The organism is Novosphingobium soli (assembly GCF_042432915.1).
Taxonomy (GTDB): domain Bacteria; phylum Pseudomonadota; class Alphaproteobacteria; order Sphingomonadales; family Sphingomonadaceae; genus Novosphingobium; species Novosphingobium soli.
Window position 1 is genome coordinate 161,142 of record NZ_JBHLWK010000009.1, and the last position, 19,723, is coordinate 180,864.

General features: G+C 69.9%; 20 protein-coding genes and 1 tRNA gene. 13 read left to right on the plus strand and 8 right to left on the minus strand.

The annotated features are described in order from the left end of the window. Positions 1–137 precede the first annotated feature (137 nt). Positions 138–896 (plus strand): glucose 1-dehydrogenase, encoded by a 759-nt coding sequence (locus ACFFJC_RS06170; RefSeq protein WP_379486618.1) that lies wholly within the window; start codon positions 138–140, stop codon positions 894–896. Between the two features lie 51 nt (positions 897–947). Here the strand turns inward: ACFFJC_RS06170 and ACFFJC_RS06175 are convergent, their stop codons facing one another. Both ACFFJC_RS06175 and ACFFJC_RS06180 read right to left on the minus strand, forming a co-directional pair. After that, entirely contained in the window at positions 948–1,217 is a 270-nt protein-coding gene (locus ACFFJC_RS06175) for an FAD assembly factor SdhE (RefSeq protein ID WP_379486619.1), read from the minus strand. A 73-nt stretch (positions 1,218–1,290) separates the two neighbouring features. After that, positions 1,291–1,713, minus strand: coding sequence for a baeRF12 domain-containing protein (locus ACFFJC_RS06180; protein WP_379486620.1), 423 nt, complete (start codon positions 1,711–1,713; stop codon positions 1,291–1,293). Between the two features lie 112 nt (positions 1,714–1,825). Between ACFFJC_RS06180 and recG the strand changes: the two genes are divergently transcribed. Beyond that, complete coding sequence (gene recG, locus ACFFJC_RS06185; RefSeq protein WP_379486621.1) at positions 1,826–3,883, plus strand: ATP-dependent DNA helicase RecG; 2,058 nt, start codon at positions 1,826–1,828, stop codon at positions 3,881–3,883. 74 nt (positions 3,884–3,957) lie between these two features. On the opposite strand, the gene ACFFJC_RS06190 is transcribed toward recG, so the two are convergent. Next, on the minus strand, positions 3,958–4,242 hold the full coding sequence (locus ACFFJC_RS06190; protein WP_379486622.1) for an NAD-glutamate dehydrogenase domain-containing protein: 285 nt from the start codon (positions 4,240–4,242) through the stop codon (positions 3,958–3,960). Between the two features lie 49 nt (positions 4,243–4,291). Next, positions 4,292–4,368: transfer RNA gene (locus ACFFJC_RS06195), tRNA-Pro, on the minus strand. 183 nt (positions 4,369–4,551) lie between these two features. Between ACFFJC_RS06195 and thyA the strand changes: the two genes are divergently transcribed. From thyA to ACFFJC_RS06230, 7 genes are all read left to right on the plus strand, one after another. Then, on the plus strand, positions 4,552–5,517 hold the full coding sequence (gene thyA / locus ACFFJC_RS06200) for a thymidylate synthase (RefSeq protein ID WP_379486623.1): 966 nt from the start codon (positions 4,552–4,554) through the stop codon (positions 5,515–5,517). Positions 5,518–5,610: 93 nt separating this feature from the next. Beyond that, the gene (locus ACFFJC_RS06205) at positions 5,611–6,930 is read left to right on the plus strand and encodes a 3-methyl-2-oxobutanoate dehydrogenase (2-methylpropanoyl-transferring) subunit alpha (protein ID WP_379486624.1); all 1,320 of its coding nucleotides are present in this window, start codon (positions 5,611–5,613) and stop codon (positions 6,928–6,930) included. Beyond that, positions 6,923–7,975 carry an alpha-ketoacid dehydrogenase subunit beta gene (locus ACFFJC_RS06210; protein WP_379486625.1) on the plus strand — a complete coding sequence of 351 codons (1,053 nt, stop codon included), beginning with the start codon at positions 6,923–6,925 and terminating at the stop codon, positions 7,973–7,975. The genes ACFFJC_RS06205 and ACFFJC_RS06210 overlap by 8 nt, the downstream gene beginning before the upstream one ends. Positions 7,976–7,980: 5 nt before the next feature. Beyond that, positions 7,981–9,369, plus strand: coding sequence for a dihydrolipoamide acetyltransferase family protein (locus tag ACFFJC_RS06215; RefSeq protein ID WP_379486626.1), 1,389 nt, complete (start codon positions 7,981–7,983; stop codon positions 9,367–9,369). A gap of 158 nt (positions 9,370–9,527) precedes the next feature. Continuing rightward, positions 9,528–10,655: a peptide chain release factor 2 gene (gene prfB / locus ACFFJC_RS06220; protein ID WP_379486627.1), complete on the plus strand. Its 1,128-nt coding sequence runs from the start codon at positions 9,528–9,530 to the stop codon at positions 10,653–10,655. Between the two features lie 89 nt (positions 10,656–10,744). Then, positions 10,745–11,494: a class I SAM-dependent methyltransferase gene (locus ACFFJC_RS06225; RefSeq protein WP_379486628.1), complete on the plus strand. Its 750-nt coding sequence runs from the start codon at positions 10,745–10,747 to the stop codon at positions 11,492–11,494. Between the two features lie 29 nt (positions 11,495–11,523). Then, a complete protein-coding gene (locus ACFFJC_RS06230) occupies positions 11,524–12,930 on the plus strand; it encodes an NAD(P)H-dependent flavin oxidoreductase (protein WP_379486629.1) in 1,407 nt (468 codons plus the stop codon). Positions 12,931–13,024: 94 nt separating this feature from the next. Here the strand turns inward: ACFFJC_RS06230 and ACFFJC_RS06235 are convergent, their stop codons facing one another. Together ACFFJC_RS06235 and ACFFJC_RS06240 are read right to left on the minus strand one after the other, a co-directional pair. Continuing rightward, a complete protein-coding gene (locus tag ACFFJC_RS06235) occupies positions 13,025–14,326 on the minus strand; it encodes an ammonium transporter (protein WP_379486630.1) in 1,302 nt (433 codons plus the stop codon). A gap of 140 nt (positions 14,327–14,466) precedes the next feature. Next, positions 14,467–15,480, minus strand: a complete 1,014-nt coding sequence (locus ACFFJC_RS06240) for a 2-hydroxyacid dehydrogenase (RefSeq protein ID WP_379486631.1) — start codon at positions 15,478–15,480, stop codon at positions 14,467–14,469. 82 nt (positions 15,481–15,562) lie between these two features. On the opposite strand from ACFFJC_RS06240, the gene ACFFJC_RS06245 reads away from it, so the two are divergent. Next, complete coding sequence (locus ACFFJC_RS06245) at positions 15,563–16,039, plus strand: SH3 domain-containing protein (RefSeq protein WP_379486632.1); 477 nt, start codon at positions 15,563–15,565, stop codon at positions 16,037–16,039. Between the two features lie 75 nt (positions 16,040–16,114). Here ACFFJC_RS06245 and ACFFJC_RS06250 read toward each other — a convergent pair whose 3' ends face one another. Beyond that, positions 16,115–17,308, minus strand: coding sequence for an acetyl-CoA C-acyltransferase (locus ACFFJC_RS06250; protein WP_379486703.1), 1,194 nt, complete (start codon positions 17,306–17,308; stop codon positions 16,115–16,117). Between the two features lie 28 nt (positions 17,309–17,336). Continuing rightward, complete coding sequence (locus ACFFJC_RS06255; RefSeq protein WP_379486633.1) at positions 17,337–17,462, minus strand: hypothetical protein; 126 nt, start codon at positions 17,460–17,462, stop codon at positions 17,337–17,339. Positions 17,463–17,763: 301 nt separating this feature from the next. Between ACFFJC_RS06255 and ACFFJC_RS06260 the strand changes: the two genes are divergently transcribed. The 3 genes from ACFFJC_RS06260 (at position 17,764) to ACFFJC_RS06270 (ending at position 19,722) form a co-directional block, all read left to right on the plus strand. Next, entirely contained in the window at positions 17,764–18,138 is a 375-nt protein-coding gene (locus ACFFJC_RS06260) for an NADH-quinone oxidoreductase subunit A (protein WP_379486634.1), read from the plus strand. Between the two features lie 8 nt (positions 18,139–18,146). Then, positions 18,147–18,725, plus strand: a complete 579-nt coding sequence (locus tag ACFFJC_RS06265; RefSeq protein ID WP_379486635.1) for a NuoB/complex I 20 kDa subunit family protein — start codon at positions 18,147–18,149, stop codon at positions 18,723–18,725. Between the two features lie 103 nt (positions 18,726–18,828). Then, entirely contained in the window at positions 18,829–19,722 is an 894-nt protein-coding gene (locus tag ACFFJC_RS06270) for an NADH-quinone oxidoreductase subunit C (RefSeq protein ID WP_379486636.1), read from the plus strand. Position 19,723 lies beyond the last annotated feature (1 nt).

Genomic DNA, 19,723 nt, shown 5'->3' on the forward strand with positions numbered 1-19,723 from the left:
GGGATCGGGTCGAGATATGCGGTAGGCCGCGGAAATACAATCACCTTGCGCGTTGCACGCGGGCACCTTGCGCGTTGCACGCGGGCGCGAACACGCCCATCGCGGGATCGGGACACGCACGAAGCAAGGAGAGCGGCATGGCGGCATCGGACAGGCTTGAAGGCAGGCGCGCGCTGGTAACGGGCGCGTCGAGCGGGCTGGGCCGACACTTCGCCCGGGTGCTGGCGGAGGCGGGGGCGGAAGTCGTGCTCGCGGCGCGGCGGACCGCGGCACTGGAGGAGCTGGCGGCGCAGATCGGCAAGCGCGCGCGCTGCGTCCCGCTCGACGTGACCGACCCTGCCAGCGTCGCGGCGGCGGTGGCGGCGGCGGGGCCGATCGACGTGCTGGTCAACAACGCCGGGGTATCGCGGGCACAGCCGGTCCTGGAGGTGGGGGTCGAGGACTACGACTACGTGATGGACGCCAATCTGCGCGGCGCGTTCCTGGTCGCCACCGCGGTGGCGCGGGGGATGCGCGACCGGAGCAAGAGTGGCGGCGGGGGTGGGGCCATCGTCAACGTGGCCTCGATCCTGGGGCTGGCGCAGGGCGGGCAGCTGGCGGTCTATGCCATGAGCAAGGCCGGCGTGGTGCAGATGACCAAGCAGATGGCGCTGGAGCTGGCCCGCTTCGGAATCCGCGTGAATGCGCTGGCGCCGGGCTACTTCGCGACCGACATGAACCGCGACTTCCTGGAGAGCAAGCTGGGCGAGGCGATGGCGCGGCGGATCCCGCAGCGCCGCTTCGGAGCCTTCGAGGATCTCGACGGGCCGCTGCTGCTGCTGTGCTCGGACGCCTCGCGCTACATGACGGGGGTGGTGATCCCGGTCGACGGCGGGCATCTGCTGGGTACGCTCTAGCGCGGCCTTAGCGCCGCGTTAGCGCCGCGTTAGCGCGGCCTCAGAAGGGCCTCAGCGCGGGATGTCGACGTAGTCGAGCTTCATCATGCGGTCGAGCAGCGGGCCGCGGTATTCCTCGGGTATGCTCTGCGTGCCGAGCGCCCAGGCCATGATGTCGACGTCCTCCTCCTCGATCATGCGTTCGAAGAGATCGATGTCGGCTTCGGACCATTCGGCGTGGAAACGGTCGAAGAAGCACCCGATCATGTAGTCGGCCTCGCGGGTGCCGCGGTGCCAGGCGCGGAACTTGAGGCGGGCGAGGCGGGGCGGAAGCGCGGTCATGGCGCGCCGTTACCGCGCGGCGCGGGCAGGGGCAAGCTCCGGGTCGATCCGGAGCCTGCCGCTGCGCGACGCTTCAGGTGTGGAGCACCCGGACGATCTCCTGCGCCGGGCGCCCGGCGAGGTTCTTGGGCACTTCGGCCACCAGCACGCCTTCCAGCTCCTTGTGGTAGTGGCGGCGCATCTGCCCCAGCGACTTGGGATCGGCGACCACCACCAGCTTGTCGATCTGGCGCGAGAGGACCTGCGCGTTCAGCCACTCGGCGACGGCGGTGACGTGGGCGGCTTCCTCCATCTTGTCGAGCCGGTCCTTGGGGGCACCGGACTGGAAGCGCGAGATCTTGTCGTGGTCCTTGGCCGCGGCGCTGTAGTTGGTCGCCTCGAGGTCCGGCGTGTCGAGGGCGGTGAGTTGCGGCTCGGCCTCCATGCCCGCGTTGCGGTAAAGCTCGAACTTCTCTCCGTCGACGATCGCGAAAACGGTTCCGTGCGGCAAGAGCATGGGCTTCTCCTTCACTTCTGTGACATGCTGACAGCCAGCCAACGGCGGCGCCGGCGAGGCAGTTCCGCACGCTCTGGCGAAACGGTGCGCACTCGCGCTAAGAGGCGCTGCCATGCGGCCCGAAGCGCTCCACTCCCTGTTCGTCGAAGTCGAGGCGCTCGAAGGCGTCGGCCCCAAGCTGCGCAAGCCGCTGGAAAAGCTGGGGTTGACCCGCATCCGCGACATTGCGTATCACCTGCCCGACCGCTTCGTGGAACGCCGCGCCATCGCCAACCTCGACGAGGCCAGCGTCGGCGAGAACGTGATCGTCGCACTCACCGTGCGCGAACACCGCGCCCCCGGCGGGCGCGGGCCGTTCCGCGTCGTGGCGGAGGATGCGGCGGGCAACATCTGCACGCTCACCTACTTCGGCCGCGCGTCCTACAGCGCGAAGAAGCAACTGCCGGTGGGAGAACTCCGGTGGGTGGCGGGACGCCTGGACCAGTACGGCCAGATGCTGCAGATCGTGCATCCCGAGCATGTCTCGCCGGACGCCTCGACGCCGCTCGGGCAGCTCTGCGAGGCAGTGTACCCGCTGTCGGAAGGGCTGACGCAGGGGCGGGTCGCCGCGCTGGTGGCGCAGGCGGTCAAGGCGCTGCCCGAGCTTCCCGAGTGGATCGAGCCGGGGCTGCTCGGCCGCACCGGCTGGCCCGCCTGGCGCGAGGCGCTGACCGCGGCGCATCGCGGCGTCCACGCCGCCGCGCGCGACCGGCTCGCCTATGACGAACTGTTCGCCAACGCGCTGGCGCTGATGCTGGTGCGCGAGAGCAACCGCTCGCAGCGCGGCACGCCGCTCGCCGGCGACGGCACGCTGCGCGCCCGGCTGCGCCTGCCTTTCGCGCTCACCGGCGCCCAGGCGCGCTCGATCCGCGAGATCGAGGGCGACCTCGCGCAGCCCGCGCCGATGCTGCGGCTGCTGCAGGGCGACGTCGGCTCGGGCAAGACGGTGGTGGCGCTGTCCGCGATGCTGATCGCGGTGGAGGCGGGGGCGCAGGCCGCGCTGCTGGCGCCCACGGAGATCCTCGCCCGCCAGCATTACGAGACGCTCTCGCGCATGCTGCAGGGCACCGGCGTCGCGATCGCCCTGCTGACCGGCCGCGACAAGGGCCGCGCGCGCGAGGCGATCCTGATCGGGCTGCTGGACGGCTCGATCTCCATTGTCGTGGGCACCCACGCCATCTTCCAGGACGCAGTCGCCTACCGCAACCTGGCGCTGGTGGTGATCGACGAGCAGCACCGCTTCGGCGTGGGCCAGCGGCTCATGCTGGCGCGCAAGGGCCGCCGCACCCCGCACACCCTGGCGATGACGGCCACGCCGATCCCGCGCACGCTGACGCTGGCCCAGTACGGCGAGATGGAGGTCTCCAAGCTGGACGAGCTGCCCCCCGGCCGCCAGGCGATCGACACCCGCGTGGTCGCGGTCGAGCGCATGGACGACGTGATCGGCGCGCTCGCCCGCCATGTCGCGACCGGCCAGCAGGCCTACTGGGTCTGCCCGATGGTCAACGAGAGCGAGACCGACGACCTCGCCGCCGCCGAGGCCCGCTACGCGGCGCTGAAGGCGCGCTTCGGCGACGGGGTGGCGCTGGTCCACGGCCAGCTCCGCCCCGAGGCGAAGGACGCTGCGATGGAGCGGTTCGCGCGCGGCGAGGCGGGGCTGCTGGTGGCGACGACGGTGATCGAGGTGGGCGTCGACGTGCCCAACGCGACGCTGATGGTGATCGAGCAGGCGGAGCGCTTCGGCCTCGCGCAGCTCCACCAGCTGCGCGGCCGCGTGGGCCGGGGCGAGGGCAAGTCGACCTGCCTCCTGCTGCGCGGCGCCCAGCTGTCCGAGACCGCGCGCCAGCGGCTCGCGCTGATGCGCGAGACGCAGGACGGCTTTCGGCTCGCCGAGGAGGACCTGCAGCTGCGCGGCGGCGGCGAGCTGCTCGGCACGCGCCAGTCCGGCGACACCCCCTTCCGCATCGCCACGCTGGACCAGATCACCAAGCTGCTCCCGCTCGCCCACGACGACGCCCGCCTGCTCATCGAGCGCGACGGCGGCCTCGCCGGCCCGCGCGGCGAGGCGGCGCGCCTGCTGCTCTACCTGTTCGAGCGCGACTGGGGGGTACAGCTCCTGCGTTCGGGGTGAGGGGCTTCGACAAGTTCAGCCCGAGCGGGTTTGGAGGAGCCGCTGGTGTGTGTGCTGTTGGGGCTTCGACAAGCTCAGCCTGAGCGGGTTTGGGGGAGGTGTTCCAATACGCGCTGCGCCTTCATCGAGCCCAGGATCTCGGTACATAAGTCGTCCCGCCGGTCCGACCACCGCAGCCGGCCGCGGGCGACCGGGTCGTGCTCGATAGCTTGCCGCAGCTGATCGAGGCCCCAGGTGCGTCTTTTCCGCCAGCTGCCGCGATCGAAGCAGGTCTTCCCAAACCCGCTCAGGCTGAGCTTGTCGAAGCCCCCGCACCGTCGACCCCGGCCAGGAATCCACTCTGCCACCGGACTCCGCATGCGCAAAACGACAAAGGGCGCGTCCTGCGACGCGCCCTTTGCGAATAAATGGTCGGGGAGAGAGGATTCGAACCTCCGGCCCCTGCCTCCCGAAGACAGTGCTCTACCAGGCTGAGCTACTCCCCGACCGATCGAGCGATCCGAGGACCGCCCGAGGCAGGAGCGCGCCTATATAGGGCGATTCCGGGGGTGGCAAGGGGGCTTTGCGGAAATTCTGAGCCCCTGCGCACGCGGCCCGGAATTCGGCGGCCGGAGGGCGATCCGCGAGGGCACTTTCCCTCTGACGCGGCGGCGGATAGGTCTGCGGGCATGACCACCACCACGCCCCTGCGCTCCGATGCCGCCCCCGCCGCCCCGCACTGGGAATGGCAGTACCTCGATCTCATGCGCCGCATATGGACGCAAGGCGACGAGCGCGTCGACCGCACCGGGGTCGGCACCCGCTCGATCCTGGGGGCGACGATCCGCTTCGACCTGTCGGGCGGGGCGATGCCGCTGCTGACGACCAAGCGCGTCTACTGGAAGACGGCGACGCGCGAGATGCTGTGGTTCCTGGCCGGCGGCACCAACATCCGCCCGCTCTGCGCGCAGGGCGTGGAGATCTGGACCGACTGGCCGCTCGATCGCTACCGGCGCGAGACCGGGGAGGCGATCAGCCGCCAGGACTTCTCCGCCCGCATCGTCGCCGACGCGCAGTTCGCCGAGGAGTGGGGGGACCTTGGCCCGGTCTACGGCAAGCAGTGGGTGGACTGGGCCACCTACGAGCCAGCCGGGGAGCCCGGCCTGTTCCGCCGCGGGCCGGGGATCAACCAGGTGGCGCAGGTGGTGGAGAGCCTGAAGGCCAGCCCGGGCAGCCGCCGCCACATCATCGAGGGGTGGAACGTCGCCGAGCTCGACGCGATGGCGCTGCCGCCCTGCCACAAGACCTACCAGTTCCACGTGGCCGAGGGGCGGCTCTCGTGCCTGCTCTACCAGCGCAGCTGCGACCTGGGCCTCGGCTTCGCCTTCAACATGTGGTCGCTGGCGCTGCTGACGCGGATGATGGCGCAGCAGTGCAACCTCGAGCCGGGTGAAGCCGTTTGGACAGGCGGCGATGTCCACCTGTACCTGAACCATGCGGCGCTGGTGGAGGAGCAGCTCTCGCGCCAGCCCGCGGGCGAGGCGCGGATGGCGATCCTGCGGCGTCCGGATTCGATCTTCGACTACCGGATCGAGGACTTCGAAGTGAGCGGCTATGCGCCCCAAGCGCATATCGCCGCACCGGTGGCGGTCTGATTGACATTGCCGAGGGACGAAATATTATGACCCAAGCGTAGAATTTTGCGTCTCAAGGTTCGGCTCGGCCGACCTTGGCGGGAGAGCATGGACATGGCCGAAGGCCCGGTTAGATCAGGCAAGCCGCGGGGCAATCTGCCGCCGCTGGAACTCTACGTCCCCGAGCCGCGATACCGGCCCGGCGACGTCGTCGACTACTCGCACCTCCCGGTGCCGCCCGCGGGACAGCTGGCGCGTCCGGACGAGGGCTGCCCGGCCAGCGAGACCTGGCCGATGACCACCGACATGATCCGCGTGCTGGACGAGGACGACCGCGCGGTCGGCCCCTGGGATCCCGGCCTCGACCCCGAGACGCTGCGGCGGATGCTGCGCACGATGGCGCTGACCCGCGCCTTCGACGATCGCATGTACCGCGGCCAGCGGCAGGGCAAGACCAGCTTCTACATGAAGTCGACCGGCGAGGAGGCGATCTCGATCGCCCATGCCCAGGCGCTGGCGCACGACGACATGGTGTTCCCCACGTATCGCCAGCAGGGCATCCTCATCGCGCGCGGCTACCCGCTGGTCGAGATGGTCAACCAGATCTACTCGAACCGGGCCGACAAGCTGAAGGGGCGCCAGCTGCCGGTCATGTATTCGGCGCGCGACTACGGGTTCTTCACCATCTCGGGCAATCTCGCCACGCAGTTCCCCCAGGCGGTGGGCTGGGCGATGGCCAGCGCGATCAAGGGCGACACCCGCATCGCCAGCGCCTTCGTGGGCGAGGGCTCCAGCGCCGAGGGCGACTTCCACGCGGCGATGACCTTCGCGGCCGTCTACAACGCGCCGGTGGTGCTCAACGTGGTCAACAACCAGTGGGCGATCTCCAGCTTCTCGGGCTTCGCGGGGGCCGAGCGCACGACCTTCGCGGCGCGCGCGGCAGGGTACGGGATCGCCGGGCTGCGCGTCGACGGCAACGACGCGCTGGCGGTCTACGCCGCCTCGCAATGGGCCGCCGACCGCGCCCGCGCCAACCAGGGGCCGACGCTCATCGAGCACTTCACCTATCGGGCCGAGGGGCACTCCACCTCGGACGATCCCAGCGCCTATCGCTCCGCGCAGGAGCGTGAGGAATGGCCGCTCGGCGATCCGGTCATGCGCCTCAAGAAGCACCTGATCGCGCTCGGCGAATGGTCCGAGGAGCAGCAGGAGGCGATGGACCGCGCGCTCGTCGAGCAGGTCAAGGTCGCAACCAAGGAGGCGGAGAAGAACGGCGTGCTCGGCCACGGCCTGCACCACCCGTTCCACACCATGTTCGAGGACGTCTTCGAGGAACTCCCCTGGCACCTAGAGGAGCAGGCGGCGCAGGCCATCCGCGAGCGCGAGGCGAAGTGGCCCGAATGGAACGGCAAGGAGGAGGGCGACCATGCTTGAGGAGAAATCGGTCAGCCTGCGCGACGCGCCGACCCGGCCCATGAACATGATCGAGGCGATCAACGACGCGCTCGACATTACGATGGCGCGCGATCCCGACATCGTCATCCTGGGCGAGGACGTCGGCTACTTCGGCGGCGTGTTCCGCGCGACGGCGGGGCTGCAGAAGAAGTACGGCCGCAACCGCGTGTTCGATTCGCCGATCAACGAGTGCGGCATCGTCGGCGCGGCGGTGGGCATGGCCGCCTACGGCCTGCGCCCGGTGCCCGAGATCCAGTTCGCCGACTACATCTATCCCGGGCTCGACCAGCTGGTGTCCGAGGCAGCGCGCCTGCGCTACCGCTCGGCGGGCGAGTTCACCGCGCCGATCACCATCCGCTCGCCCTTCGGCGGCGGCATCTTCGGGGGGCAGACCCACAGCCAGAGCCCGGAGGCGCTGTTCACCCACGTGGCCGGGCTCAAGACGGTGATCCCCTCCACCCCGCAGGACGCCAAGGGCCTGCTGATCGCCGCGATCGAGGACAACGACCCGGTCATCTTCTTCGAGCCCAAGCGCATCTACAACGGCCCGTTCGACGGCTACTACGACAAGCCCTCGCGGACCTGGAAGGGGCACCCAGGGGGCGCGGTGCCGGAGGGGTACTACAAGATCCCGCTCGGCAAGGCGCGGATCGTGCGCGAAGGGGCGGCGCTGACGGTGCTCGCCTACGGCACGATGATCCACGTCGCCGAGGCGGTGCTGGCCGAGAAGGGCGTGGACGCCGAGATCATCGACTTGCGCACGCTCGTCCCGCTCGACCTGGCGACTGTGGAAAAGTCGGTGGAGAAGACCGGCAGATGCCTGGTGATACACGAGGCGACCCGCACCTCGGGCTTCGGCGCGGAACTCTCGGCGCTGGTGCAGGAGCGCTGCTTCTACCACCTGGAAGCGCCGGTGGAGCGCGTGACCGGGTTCGACACGCCGTACCCGCACAGCCTCGAATGGGCCTATTTCCCCGGTCCCGTCCGCATCGGCGAGGCGGTGGACCGGCTGATGAAGGATTGATCGCAATGGGACGCTACATCTTCAGGCTCCCCGACATCGGCGAAGGCATCGCCGAGGCCGAGATCGTCGCCTGGCACGTCAAGGTCGGCGACACGGTCGAGGAGGACGGCCGGCTGGCCGACATGATGACCGACAAGGCCACCGTCGAGATGGAAAGCCCGGTGTCCGGCACCGTCGTCGAGGTGGCCGGCGGGGAGGGCGACGTGATCGCCATCGGCTCGCCGCTGGTGGTGATCGAGATCGCGGGCGCCGGCAACGAGGAAGGCCGCGCGCCTGCCCCCAAGGCCGCGGTGGTCGAGGAGCGGATCGCGGTCGAGAACCCCGATGCCGGGGATGCGGAGCGGGTCGAGCGTGCGGCGGCCGCTGCTGCGGCCGGCTCGGCACAAGCGGAGGCCGGAGCCGCGGCCGAGCTTGAATCGGTCCCGGCGTCCGAGACCGCGCAGGCCGAGCCCGTCGAGCCCCGCAAGCCGACTCCCGCGCCCAAGCCCGCGACGGCGCCCGCTGCCAAGGCCGCGCCCGGCGGCAAGGTGCTCGCCAGTCCGGCGGTGCGCCAGCGGGCCCGCGACCTGGGCATCGACCTGTCCGAAGTTCGCCCGGCCGAGGACGGCCGCGTGCGCCATGGCGACCTCGACGCGTTCCTCTCCTACAACGCGGGCGGCGGGTTCCAGCCGGCCGGGCGCAGGGGTGCCGACGAGCAGGTCCGCGTCATCGGCCTGAGGCGCCGCATCGCCGAGAACATGGCCGCATCGAAGCGCAACATCCCGCATTTCGCCTATGTCGAGGAGTACGACGTCACCGCGCTGGAGGAGACCCGCGCGCAGCTGAACGAAGGGCGTGGCGACCGGCCCAAGCTGACCATGCTGCCTTTCCTCATCACCGCCATCTGCAAGCTGCTGCCGCGCTATCCGATGCTCAACGCCCACTACGACGACGAGGCGGGGGTGGTGACGCGCTACGGCTCGGTCCACCTGGGCATGGCGGCGCAGACGCCGGCGGGGCTGATGGTGCCGGTGATCCGCGACGCGCAGGACCGCAACCTGTGGCAGCTCGCCGCCGAGATCACGCGCCTCGCCGCCGCGGCCCGGGACGGCTCGGCCAAGTCCGCCGAGCTCTCGGGCTCGACGATCACGCTCACCTCGCTGGGGCCGATGGGCGGCGTCGCGACCACGCCTGTCATCAATCGCCCCGAAGTCGCCATCATCGGTCCCAACCGCATCGTCGAGCGGCCGATGTTCGTGAAGGGCGCGGACGGCGCCGAGCGGGTCGAGAAGCGCAAGCTGATGAACATCTCGATGAGCTGCGACCACCGGGTGGTGGACGGCTGGGACGCGGCGAGCTTCGCGCAGGATCTCCGGAAGCTGATCGAGGCGCCGGCGCTGATCCTGGCCGGGTAGAGGCGGGATCGCGCCGTCGTCCGGATCGCGGCGCGAGCGGGCGGTCCGCGGCGAAGACGGCTGAATTGCGCCACTTTACAATCGCGCGCACTGCGCTAAGCGGTGCGGCTCGATGGATCTAGGCCGGCCGTTTCGCCGGCTCACGGGAGTTTCTGGTCATGCGTGCCGAAGGGCAGGCCCACATAGCGCGTATCGAAAAGGCCCTCGCGCTGGTCCGCAAGTTCCTCGACTGGGATCGCGCGCTGCGCCGGTTCGACGAGCTGAACGCCCGCGTCGAGGATCCGACTCTCTGGGACAAGCCCAAGGAAGCCGAGGCGGTGATGAAGGAGCGTCGCCGGCTCGAGGCCGCGATCGGCGCCGTCAACCAGATCAGCCGCGAGATGGCCGACGCCGTCGAGTTCGTCGAGCTGGGCGAGATGGAGGACGACGAGGACACCGTCCGGGAAGGGCTGGCGACGCTGGCCGCGCTGGCGGACCGCGCCGATGCCGACAAGATCCAGGCGCTGCTCGGCGGCGAGGCGGACGCGAACGACACCTATCTCGAAGTCCACGCCGGCGCCGGCGGCACCGAGAGCCAGGACTGGGCCGAGATGCTCCAGCGCATGTACACCCGCTGGGCGGAGCGCAAGGGCTACAAGGTCGAGCTGGTCGACTACCACGCGGGCGAAGCCGCCGGCATCAAGAGCTGCACGCTGCTCATCAAGGGCGAGAACGCCTACGGCTATGCCAAGACCGAGAGCGGCGTCCACCGGCTGGTCCGCATCAGCCCCTATGACAGCTCGGCGCGCCGCCACACCAGCTTCTCGTCCGTCTGGGTCTATCCGGTGATCGACGATAGCTTCGAGATCGAGATCAACCCGGCCGACCTGAAGATCGACACCTACCGCGCCTCGGGCGCCGGCGGGCAGCACGTCAACACCACCGATTCGGCCGTGCGCATCACCCACCAGCCCTCGGGCATCGTGGTGGCCAGCCAGATCGACCGCTCGCAGCACAAGAATCGCGAGATCGCCATGGGCATGCTCAAGGCGCGGCTGTTCGAGGAAGAGATGCGCAAGCGCGAGGAAGCCGCCAGCGCCGAGCATGCGAGCAAGAGCGACATCGGCTGGGGACACCAGATCCGCTCCTACGTGCTGCAGCCGTACCAGCAGGTGAAGGACCTGCGCACCGGCGTCGTCTCGACCTCGCCCGACGACGTGCTCGACGGCGAGCTCGACCCGTTCATGGCCGCGGCGCTCTCGCAGCGCGTCACCGGCGAGAAGGTCGAGGTCGAGGACGTCGACTGAAAGGAAGGCCAGCGTCTCGCCGGGGACGCGGCACGACGATGACCTGCCAAGCATTTTGCCAATCGGGCGCTGAGTCGCTAAGGGGCCGCATGGTTCGCGCCCTCGCCCTCGTTCCCGCCGTCCTGGCACTGGCAGCCTGCCAGCCGCCGCCGGCCGAGGACGGGCGTGCCGAGAGCGCGCGGGCGTTTCCCACGCCCGATCGGCCGATCTCCGCGGCGGGGGCCAGCACCTTCTCCTCCGAAGTGCAACGCGACAGCGTGAACGAGGCGAACACCGTCATGGACCTGGCGCGGATCGCGCCGGGCATGAGCGTGGCCGACCTCGGCGCCGGCGACGGGTACTACACCCTGCGCCTGGCCCAGCGGGTGGGCCGCAAGGGGCGGGTCCTGGCCGAGGACATCAATCCCGCCGCCAACGAGCGGCTCGGCAGCCGCGTGCTGCGCGAGGAGCTGGAGAACGTCTCCATCAAGCTCGGCACCGAGGACGACCCGCGGCTGCCGGACAACAGCTTCGACCGCATCTTCATGGTCCACATGTACCACGAGGTGACCGAGCCCTACGCCTTCCTGTGGCGCATGCGCCCGGCGCTGCGTCCCGGCGGGCGGGTCATCGTGGTCGACCGGGACCGGCCTGCGGATGCGCACGGCATTGCGCCGGCGCTGCTGTTCTGCGAATTCGCCTCGGTCGGCTTCCGCTTGACGGAATTTGTTCGCAAGCCGGAACTGCAGGGCTATTATGCGCAGTTCGAGGCCATAGGGACACGACCGGCGCCGGCGAACATCGCGCCGTGCCGAATATCGGGCGAAGCGCCGCCCAAGACGAACGGTTCGCAGGGCTGAGCGCAAGGCCTGAGGGAAGACGAAGAGAGATGAGTTTCAAGGGTCTCAAGCCGATACTGTACGGCGGCCGCGAAGTGTGGCCGCTCGTCGAGGGTGGCAAGGGCGTCGCGGCCACCAACCACATGAGCTCGGGCGCCTGGGCGGCGGCGGGCGGTATCGGCACCGTCAGCGCGGTCAACGCCGACAGCTACGATGCCGAAGGCAAGATCATCCCGCAGCTCTACCACGCGCTCACCCGCAAGGAGCGGCACGAGGAGCTGATCCGCTACGCCATCGACGGTGCGGTCGAGCAGGTGCGCCGCGCCTACGACATCGCCAGCGGCAAGGGCGCGATCAACATCAACGTGCTGTGGGAGATGGGCGGCGCGCAATCGGTGCTCGAAGGCGTGCTGGAGAAGACCCGCGGCATGGTCGCGGGCGTCACCTGCGGCGCGGGCATGCCCTACAAGCTGTCCGAGATCGCCGCACGGTTCAACGTCAACTACCTGCCGATCGTCAGCTCCGCGCGCGCCTTCCGCGCGCTGTGGAAGCGCGCCTACCACAAGGTCTCGGAGCTGATGGCCGCGGTGGTCTACGAGGACCCCTGGCTGGCGGGCGGCCACAATGGCCTGTCCAACGCCGAGGATCCGCTCAAGCCGGAGAACCCGTACCCGCGCGTGAAAGCGCTGCGCGACACCATGCGCGCCGAGGGCATCTCGGACGACGTGCCGATCGTGATGGCCGGCGGCGTCTGGTACTTGCGCGACTGGAACGACTGGATCGACAATCCGGAGCTCGGCACGATCGCCTTCCAGTACGGCACGCGCCCGCTGCTCACGCACGAGAGCCCGATCCCGCAGCCGTGGAAGGACGCGCTGCGCGAGCTGGAGCCGGGCGACGTGCTGCTGCACCGCTTCTCGCCGACGGGCTTCTACTCCTCGGCCGTGCGCAACCCGTTCCTGCGCAACCTCGAAGCCCGCTCCGATCGCCAGATCCCCTATTCCAAGGTCGAGGCCGGCGAGCACACCGTGCGGCTCGACGTCGGCGTCAAGGGCAAGAACTTCTGGGTCGCCCCCCGCGACCTCGACCGGGCGCGCCTGTGGTCCGGCCAGGGCTTCACCGAGGGTCTGCGCACTCCCGACGACACGATCATCTTCGTCAATCCGCTGGAACGCGACGAGATCCGCAAGGACCAGGCCGACTGCATGGGCTGCCTGTCACACTGCGGGTTCTCCTCGTGGAAGGACCACGACGACTACACCACCGGCCGCCTCGCCGACCCGCGCAGCTTCTGCATCCAGAAGACCCTGCAGGACATCGCCCACGGCGGACCGGTCGACCAGAACCTGATGTTCGCCGGCCACGCGGCCTACAAGTTCAAGCAGGACCCGTTCTATTCCAACGGCTTCACGCCCACCGTGAAGCAACTGGTCGACCGCATCCTGACCGGGGATTGATCCGGCGCCGCGTCACGCCGCGGCTCGACCTCGAGAGACCATGGGAGGCCGTCCTTGCCGCAGGGCAGGGGCGGCCTCTCTCGCGCAAGGGCGGTCAGTCGTGGTCCCAGGCCTGCTCGCCATGGCTCGCGGCGTCGAGCCCCTCGCGTTCGGCGTCCTCGGAGACGCGCATCGGGACGACCAGCGAGACCATGAGCGCGAGCACCACGCTCGCCATCGCCGTCCAGGCGAGCACGACCGCGACGCCCAGGGCTTGCGCCAGGGCCTGCGCGAGGGCGTTCATCCCCGGCGCGTAGCCGACCCCGCCGAGGCTCTCGGACAGCAGCGGCGCGGTCAGCAGCGCGCCGGTGATGCCGCCGACGCCGTGGACGGCGAAGACGCCGAGCGCGTCGTCGATCATCAGCTTGCGGCGCAGCAGCGGCAGCACGAGCCGACAGACGAGCGCGCCGGCGATGCCCAGCGCCAGCGCTCCGCCCGGCGAGACGAAGCCGGCGGCGGGCGCGATGGCGGCGAGCCCCGCAAGCAGGCCCGTCGTGAACGCGGTGGAGGTGGGCTTGCCGCCGGCGATCCGCTCGATCGCCAGCCAGGCGAGCGCCGCGCCGGCGGCGGCGGCGTGGGTGGCGAGGATCGCGGCGGCGGCATCGTCGTTGGCGGTGAGCGCGGCGCCGCCGCCCAGCGCGAGCGCGCCGATCCACACCAGGCCGGCGCCGGCCAGCGACAGCAGCGGTGCGTGAGGCGTCACGGCCCCTTGCGCCACGCCCTTGCGGCGGCCGAGCATGACCGCGACGACCAGCGCGGAGACGCCCGCGGTGGTGTGGACGACGAGGCCGCCGGCCCAGTCGAGCGTACCCACGCCCGCCGCCAGCCAGCCGCCGCCCCAGACCCAATGCGCCACGGGGGCATAGACCACCAGGCTCCACAGCGCGGCGAAGGCGATGACCCAGCCCAGCCTTGCGCGCTCGGCCCAGGCGCCCGCCATGAGCGCGGGGGCGAGCGCGGCGAAGGCCATCTGGAACCACGCGTAGGCGCTTTCCGGGATACCGGTGCCCGCGCGCAGGGCGCCCAGCGCGATCAGCATCCAGGCGTTGCCCCGGCCGAGCCAGCCGCCTCCCACGTCGCCGAAGGCGATGGTGTAGCCGGCGACGATCCACAGCAGCGAAGCGGCGAAGGCGATCAGCAGCGTCTGCAGCATGGCCGAGACCGCGTTCTTGCGCCGCACCTGCCCGGCATGGAGCAGCGCCAGCCCGGGCAGCGCCAGCATGCCCAGGCATGCCGCGGCCAACACCCAGGCGGTGTCGGCGCCATCGGCAAGGTCGAGCCGCCCGTCCTGCGCCTGCGCCGCCACCGGCAGCGAAGCGGCAAGCCAGGCGAGAGGCAGCAGTCGCGCCCTGGTCATTCGCACACGATTCCCCCCGAAGACCGCCGGTGCCCGGCGGTGACATCAACAGGGCGCGGTTAAACCAGTCCGCCGGTCGAGGACAAGGGCAGGCCGCCCCGATGCGAACCGCAGGGGCCGGAGCGCGGCCGGGCGCGCGGTCAGGGCAGGTCGGGCACCACCATGTCGGGCGGGCGGTGCCCGTCCACCCAGAACCGGATGTTGGCGATGATCCGCTCCCCCGCGGCGCCCCGGCCTTCGTACGTGGCGCTGCCGAGGTGGGGCAGGGCGACAAGGTTGGGCAGCGCCAGCAGGCGGGGGTCGACATCGGGCTCGCGGGCGAAGACATCGAGCGCGGCGCCGCCGATCCGCTCTTGCGACAACGCGGCGATGAGGGCGTCCTCGTCTACGAGCTGGCCGCGGCCGGTGTTCACCAGGCAGGCGTCCGGCTTCATCAGCGCCAGCCGGCGCCGGTCCATGAGGTGGACGGTTCCCGCGCCGGCGGGGCAGTGGAGGGTGAGGATGTCCGCCTCCGCCACCAGCCGGTCGAGCTCGGGCTCGTAGCGGGCGGCGCAGACGTTCTCGATCGCGGCGGGCAGGCGGTGGCGGTTGTGGTAGCGGATCTCCAGCCCGAAGGCGCGCGCCCGGTACGCCACCGCCTGGCCGATCCGGCCCATGCCGACGATGCCCAGCGTCTTGCCGGAAAGCGAACGGCCCAGCATCGTCGAGGGCCCCCAGCCTTCCCAGCGGCCTTCGCGCAGGATCCGGGCGTTCGCGCTGAAGCGGCGCGAGACGAGGATGATGAGCGCCAGCGTGAGGTCGGCGGTGTCGTCGGTGAACACGCCCGGGGTGTTCGTCACCATGATGCGGCGGGCGCGCGCGGCGCCAAGGTCGATGTGCTCGGTCCCGGCGCCGAAGCTCGCGATCATGCCGAGCCGCTCGCCCGCCTGCGCGATCATCGCCGCGTCGATGGTGTCGGTGACGGTGGGCACCAGCACGTCGCAGTCTCGCATCGCCGACTCGAGCGCGGCGCGGTCCATCGGCGTGTCGGACGGGTTGGGGACGAGGTCGAAAAGCTCGGCCATGCGCGCCTCGACGACGGGCAGCAGCCGGCGCGTCACGATCACCCGCGGACGGGGCGGAAGCGGGCGGGGGGAGTCGCTCAGCGGTGCCATGGCGAAGGGTGGCTATGCCGTCCACAGGGTCGCGGTCAAGGAGCCTTGAAGCGGCTGCTCGCGCCGCGGTAAGGAGCCGACGATGAACGTCCGCCTCATTCTGCTGCCGCTTGCCGCCGCGCTGGGACTCGCCATGGCCGCACCCGCCGCTGCCGACGACGACAAGGTGCCCTACTGGGCGTCGATCGATGCGGAGATCGCCAACCTGCGGGTCGGCCCCGGCGACTCGTACAAGATCGACTGGGTCTATCGCCGCCCGCACCTGCCGGTGAAGGTGCTGCGCCGGGAAGGGCCCTGGCGGCTGATCCAGGATCCCGACGGGGCGAAAGGCTGGATGCGCGACCTGCTGCTGTCCCGCCAGCGCGCCGCCATGGTCAAGGACGGCGGCCTGATCGCGATGCACGCCGAAGCGCGCGGCGGCTCTCCGACCCTCTGGCGGGTGGAGCCGGGCGTGGTGGGGCTGCTGGGCGAGTGCAAGGACGGCTGGTGCCCGTTCGACACGGATGGTCACAAGGGCTTCGTCCGCGAGGACCAGGTCTGGGGCACCGGAGCGCCCTGACCGGCGCTCAGGATCGCGGCGCGTGGTGGAAGGCCCCCGGCGCGCCGGCCGGGGACGATTCCGGTCGAGCGGCCGTCAGGCGAGCTCGATCGCGACCGCGGTTGCCTCGCCACCGCCGATGCACAGGCTGGCCACGCCCTTCTTGAGGCCCTTTTCCTTGAGCGCGTTGATGAGCGTCACGATGATGCGGGTGCCCGAGGCGCCGATCGGGTGACCGAGCGCGGTGGCGCCGCCGTGGATGTTGATCTTGTCGTGCGGGATGCCGAGGTCGTGCATCGCGAACATGGCGACGCAGGCGAAGGCCTCGTTGATCTCGAACAGGTCCACCTCGGAGAGGTTCCAGCCCACCTTGTCCATCAGCTTGGTGATGGCGCCGACCGGTGCGGTGGTGAACTTGGCCGGCTCCTGCGCGTGGGCGGCGACGCCCACCACGGTGGCCACCGGCGAGAGGCCCTTGCTCTCGGCCACGCTCTTGCGCGTCAGCACGACCGCCGCGGCGCCGTCCGAGATCGAGCTCGAGCTCGCGGCGGTGATGGTGCCCTCCTTGGCGAAGGCGGCCTTGAGCGTGCGGATCTTGTCGGGATTGCCACGGGGCGGCTGCTCGTCCGAGTCGATCACGACCTCGCCCTTGCGGGTCTTCACCGTGACGGGGACGATCTCCTCCGCGAAGGCGCCGCTGGAGATCGCTTCCTGCGCGCGGCGCAGCGACTCGATGGCGTAGTCGTCCTGGTTCTCGCGCGTGAGCTGGTACTCGTCGGCGGTGCACTGCGCGAACGAGCCCATCGAGCCGCCTTCGTAGGCGTCCTCGAGCCCGTCGAGGAACATGTGATCGTAGGCGGTGTCGTGGCCCGCGCGCGCGCCCGAGCGGTGCTTCTTGAGCAGGTAGGGCGCGTTGGTCATCGATTCCATGCCGCCCGCGATCACGAGGTCGAGTGAGCCGGCGGCGAGCGCTTCGGCGCCCATGATGACGGTCTGCATCCCCGAGCCGCAGACCTTGTTGACGGTGGTCGCCTGGACCGACTTGGGCAGCCCGGCCTTGATCGCGGCCTGGCGGGCCGGGGCCTGGCCGAGGCCGGCGGGAAGCACGCAGCCCATGTAGATGCGCTCGATCTCCTCTCCGGACACGCCGGCGCGCTCGACCGCGGCCTTCACCGCAGTGGCACCGAGGTCGGTCGCCGAGACGTCCGCGAGCGAGCCCTGGAGGCCACCCATCGGCGTGCGCGCGTAGGAGAGGATGACGATCGGGTCGGACGCGGAGATCTGGGCCATGAGCATGCCTTTCGCACTGGATGACTGTTTATCGTTTGGCGAACCGGATAATGTTGCGATGCGTCAATTGCAATGATGCGACATCCGCGGCCGCCCCGGGCGGCGTGTTCATCGCCCGGCCGTATTCGAGATCGAAGCGCGGCTCCATCTGCATCTGCAAGATGGGAGCCGATGCCCCGTTGCCAAGTCGTTGCCGGATATTTTCGCGAACAATTCGCAAGAAGCGGTTGCATCGTCCGGCCTGTCGATTGCGTTTGGCGCGCTGCGGGATCGTTTGCCCGGAAATTGCCGGGCTGCCGCCGCTCTCCTTGCTGCAATGCAGTGACGGCGGGCGTATTAATCCGATCCAACACCTTGCGACGGGTCGAGCGCTGGCCTAAGAGCGCGCCAACTTGTCGGGCTCCCCATGACATCTCCGAGTCCGTCAACGTCGCACCCGGTAAGAGGCAAGACCATTGACTGACCTGTCGCAATATCTGCCGATCCTCATATTCCTGGTGGTCGCGCTGGGGCTGTCCTCCGTGATCGTGTTCCTGCCGCTGGGCGTCGCCCGGCTGACCGGCACGCACCAGCCCAACGCCGACAAGAACAGCGAATACGAATGCGGCTTCCCCGCCTTCGAGGATCCGCGCAGCCAGTTCGACGTCCGGTTCTACCTGGTCGCCATCCTCTTCATCATCTTCGACCTCGAAGCCGCGTTCCTATTTCCATGGGCCGTCTCGCTCAACCTGACCGGCTGGGCCGGCTGGACGACGATGATGGTGTTCCTGGGCGAGCTGGCCATCGGCCTTGCCTACGCATGGAAGAAGGGGGCTCTGGACTGGGAATGAGCACGCCCATGACTTCCACTCTCGTGAACGCCGCCGGCCAGCCCCTGGCCCGCGCCGCCCACCCGGGACCGGCGGGCGAGATCGTCGCGCCCGACCAGTCGTTCTTCAAGGACCTCAACCAGGAGGTGTCCGACAAGGGCTTCCTCGTCACCAGCACCGAGGAGCTGTTCCAGTGGGCCCGCACCGGCTCGCTGTGGTGGATGACCTTCGGCCTCGCCTGCTGCGCGGTCGAGATGATCCACGTCAACATGCCGCGCTACGACATGGAGCGCTTCGGCGCCGCGCCGCGCGCGTCCCCGCGCCAGTCGGACGTGATGATCGTGGCCGGCACGCTGTGCAACAAGATGGCCCCGGCGCTGCGCAAGGTCTACGACCAGATGTCGGAGCCCAAGTACGTCATCTCGATGGGCAGCTGCGCCAACGGCGGCGGCTATTATCACTACAGCTACTCGGTGGTGCGCGGTTGCGACCGTATCGTCCCCGTCGACATCTACGTGCCGGGCTGCCCGCCGACCGCCGAGGCGCTGCTCTACGGCGTGATGCAGCTGCAGCGCAAGATCCGCCGCGTGGGCACCGTCGAGAGGTGATCGGCGTGACCATCCTGCGACACGCTCGGGATGAGCGGATGTCTGTTTCTGGTTCCAACCCAAGGCCGCTCAGGCTGCGCCTGTCGAAGCCCTGGAGCAACGTATGACCGTCCTCCATTCCGCCCCGAAGATCGCCTCGAACGAGGGCGTGCTCGACGCCCTTGTCGACGCGCTCGGCTCCAAGGTCGTGGCCGCGAAGGAGGACCACGGCGAGATCGTGCTCACCATCGCGCGTGCCGAGATCGAGAACGCCCTGCGCGTGCTACGGGACGACTTCGCGTACCAGCAGCTGATGGAGATCGCCGGCGTCGACTACCCGTCGCGGGCCGAGCGCTTCGAAGTCGTCTACATGCTGCTCTCGGTGACCAAGAACCACCGGGTGCTGGTGAAGGTGACCGCCGCGGAGAACACGCCGGTCCCGACCGTCACCACGCTGTGGCCGGTCGCCGGCTGGCTGGAGCGCGAGGTCTTCGACATGTACGGGGTGATCTTCTCCGGCAACAACGACCTGCGCCGCATCCTGACCGACTACGGCTTCGAGGGGCATCCGTTCCGCAAGGACTTCCCGCTCACCGGCTACACCGAGCTGCGCTACTCCGAGGAGGACAAGCGCGTCGTGTACGAGCCGGTCAAGCTGGCGCAGGATCTGCGCAGCTTCGACTTCATGAGCCCCTGGGAAGGCGCGGACTACGTGCTGCCGGGCGACGAGAAGGCGGCCGAGAAGCCGGGCACGCCGCCCGTCGCCGAGGCCAAGGTGACGGAAAGCCCGAAGCAGACCGGATCGGGCGAGAAGACCGATGCCAAGGCCGCCGAGAAGGTCGCCCCGGCGGCGACCACCGCGACCGTGGCCGGCCAGGGGCAGGGCGATCCGGCCCCGATCACGAGCGACGTCAAGGAGCCCGGCGCTCCCGATCCGACGGGTGCCCGCCCCGATCGCGGCCCCACCGGCGGCAGCGCCGCCAAGGAAGGTTCCGGCCCCGCGCCGGAGGGAAGCTGAA

Coding starts and splice junctions, on each gene's coding strand:
- ACFFJC_RS06170 (WP_379486618.1), top strand. CDS start 138: ATGGCGGCATCGGACAGGCTTGAAGGCAGGCGCGCGCTGGTAACGGGC.
- ACFFJC_RS06175 (WP_379486619.1), bottom strand. CDS start 1,217: ATGACCGCGCTTCCGCCCCGCCTCGCCCGCCTCAAGTTCCGCGCCTGG.
- ACFFJC_RS06180 (WP_379486620.1), bottom strand. CDS start 1,713: ATGCTCTTGCCGCACGGAACCGTTTTCGCGATCGTCGACGGAGAGAAG.
- recG (WP_379486621.1), top strand. CDS start 1,826: ATGCGGCCCGAAGCGCTCCACTCCCTGTTCGTCGAAGTCGAGGCGCTC.
- ACFFJC_RS06190 (WP_379486622.1), bottom strand. CDS start 4,242: ATGCGGAGTCCGGTGGCAGAGTGGATTCCTGGCCGGGGTCGACGGTGC.
- thyA (WP_379486623.1), top strand. CDS start 4,552: ATGACCACCACCACGCCCCTGCGCTCCGATGCCGCCCCCGCCGCCCCG.
- ACFFJC_RS06205 (WP_379486624.1), top strand. CDS start 5,611: ATGGCCGAAGGCCCGGTTAGATCAGGCAAGCCGCGGGGCAATCTGCCG.
- ACFFJC_RS06210 (WP_379486625.1), top strand. CDS start 6,923: ATGCTTGAGGAGAAATCGGTCAGCCTGCGCGACGCGCCGACCCGGCCC.
- ACFFJC_RS06215 (WP_379486626.1), top strand. CDS start 7,981: ATGGGACGCTACATCTTCAGGCTCCCCGACATCGGCGAAGGCATCGCC.
- prfB (WP_379486627.1), top strand. CDS start 9,528: ATGCGTGCCGAAGGGCAGGCCCACATAGCGCGTATCGAAAAGGCCCTC.
- ACFFJC_RS06225 (WP_379486628.1), top strand. CDS start 10,745: ATGGTTCGCGCCCTCGCCCTCGTTCCCGCCGTCCTGGCACTGGCAGCC.
- ACFFJC_RS06230 (WP_379486629.1), top strand. CDS start 11,524: ATGAGTTTCAAGGGTCTCAAGCCGATACTGTACGGCGGCCGCGAAGTG.
- ACFFJC_RS06235 (WP_379486630.1), bottom strand. CDS start 14,326: ATGACCAGGGCGCGACTGCTGCCTCTCGCCTGGCTTGCCGCTTCGCTG.
- ACFFJC_RS06240 (WP_379486631.1), bottom strand. CDS start 15,480: ATGGCACCGCTGAGCGACTCCCCCCGCCCGCTTCCGCCCCGTCCGCGG.
- ACFFJC_RS06245 (WP_379486632.1), top strand. CDS start 15,563: ATGAACGTCCGCCTCATTCTGCTGCCGCTTGCCGCCGCGCTGGGACTC.
- ACFFJC_RS06250 (WP_379486703.1), bottom strand. CDS start 17,308: ATGGCCCAGATCTCCGCGTCCGACCCGATCGTCATCCTCTCCTACGCG.
- ACFFJC_RS06255 (WP_379486633.1), bottom strand. CDS start 17,462: ATGCAGATGGAGCCGCGCTTCGATCTCGAATACGGCCGGGCGATGAAC.
- ACFFJC_RS06265 (WP_379486635.1), top strand. CDS start 18,147: ATGACTTCCACTCTCGTGAACGCCGCCGGCCAGCCCCTGGCCCGCGCC.
- ACFFJC_RS06270 (WP_379486636.1), top strand. CDS start 18,829: ATGACCGTCCTCCATTCCGCCCCGAAGATCGCCTCGAACGAGGGCGTG.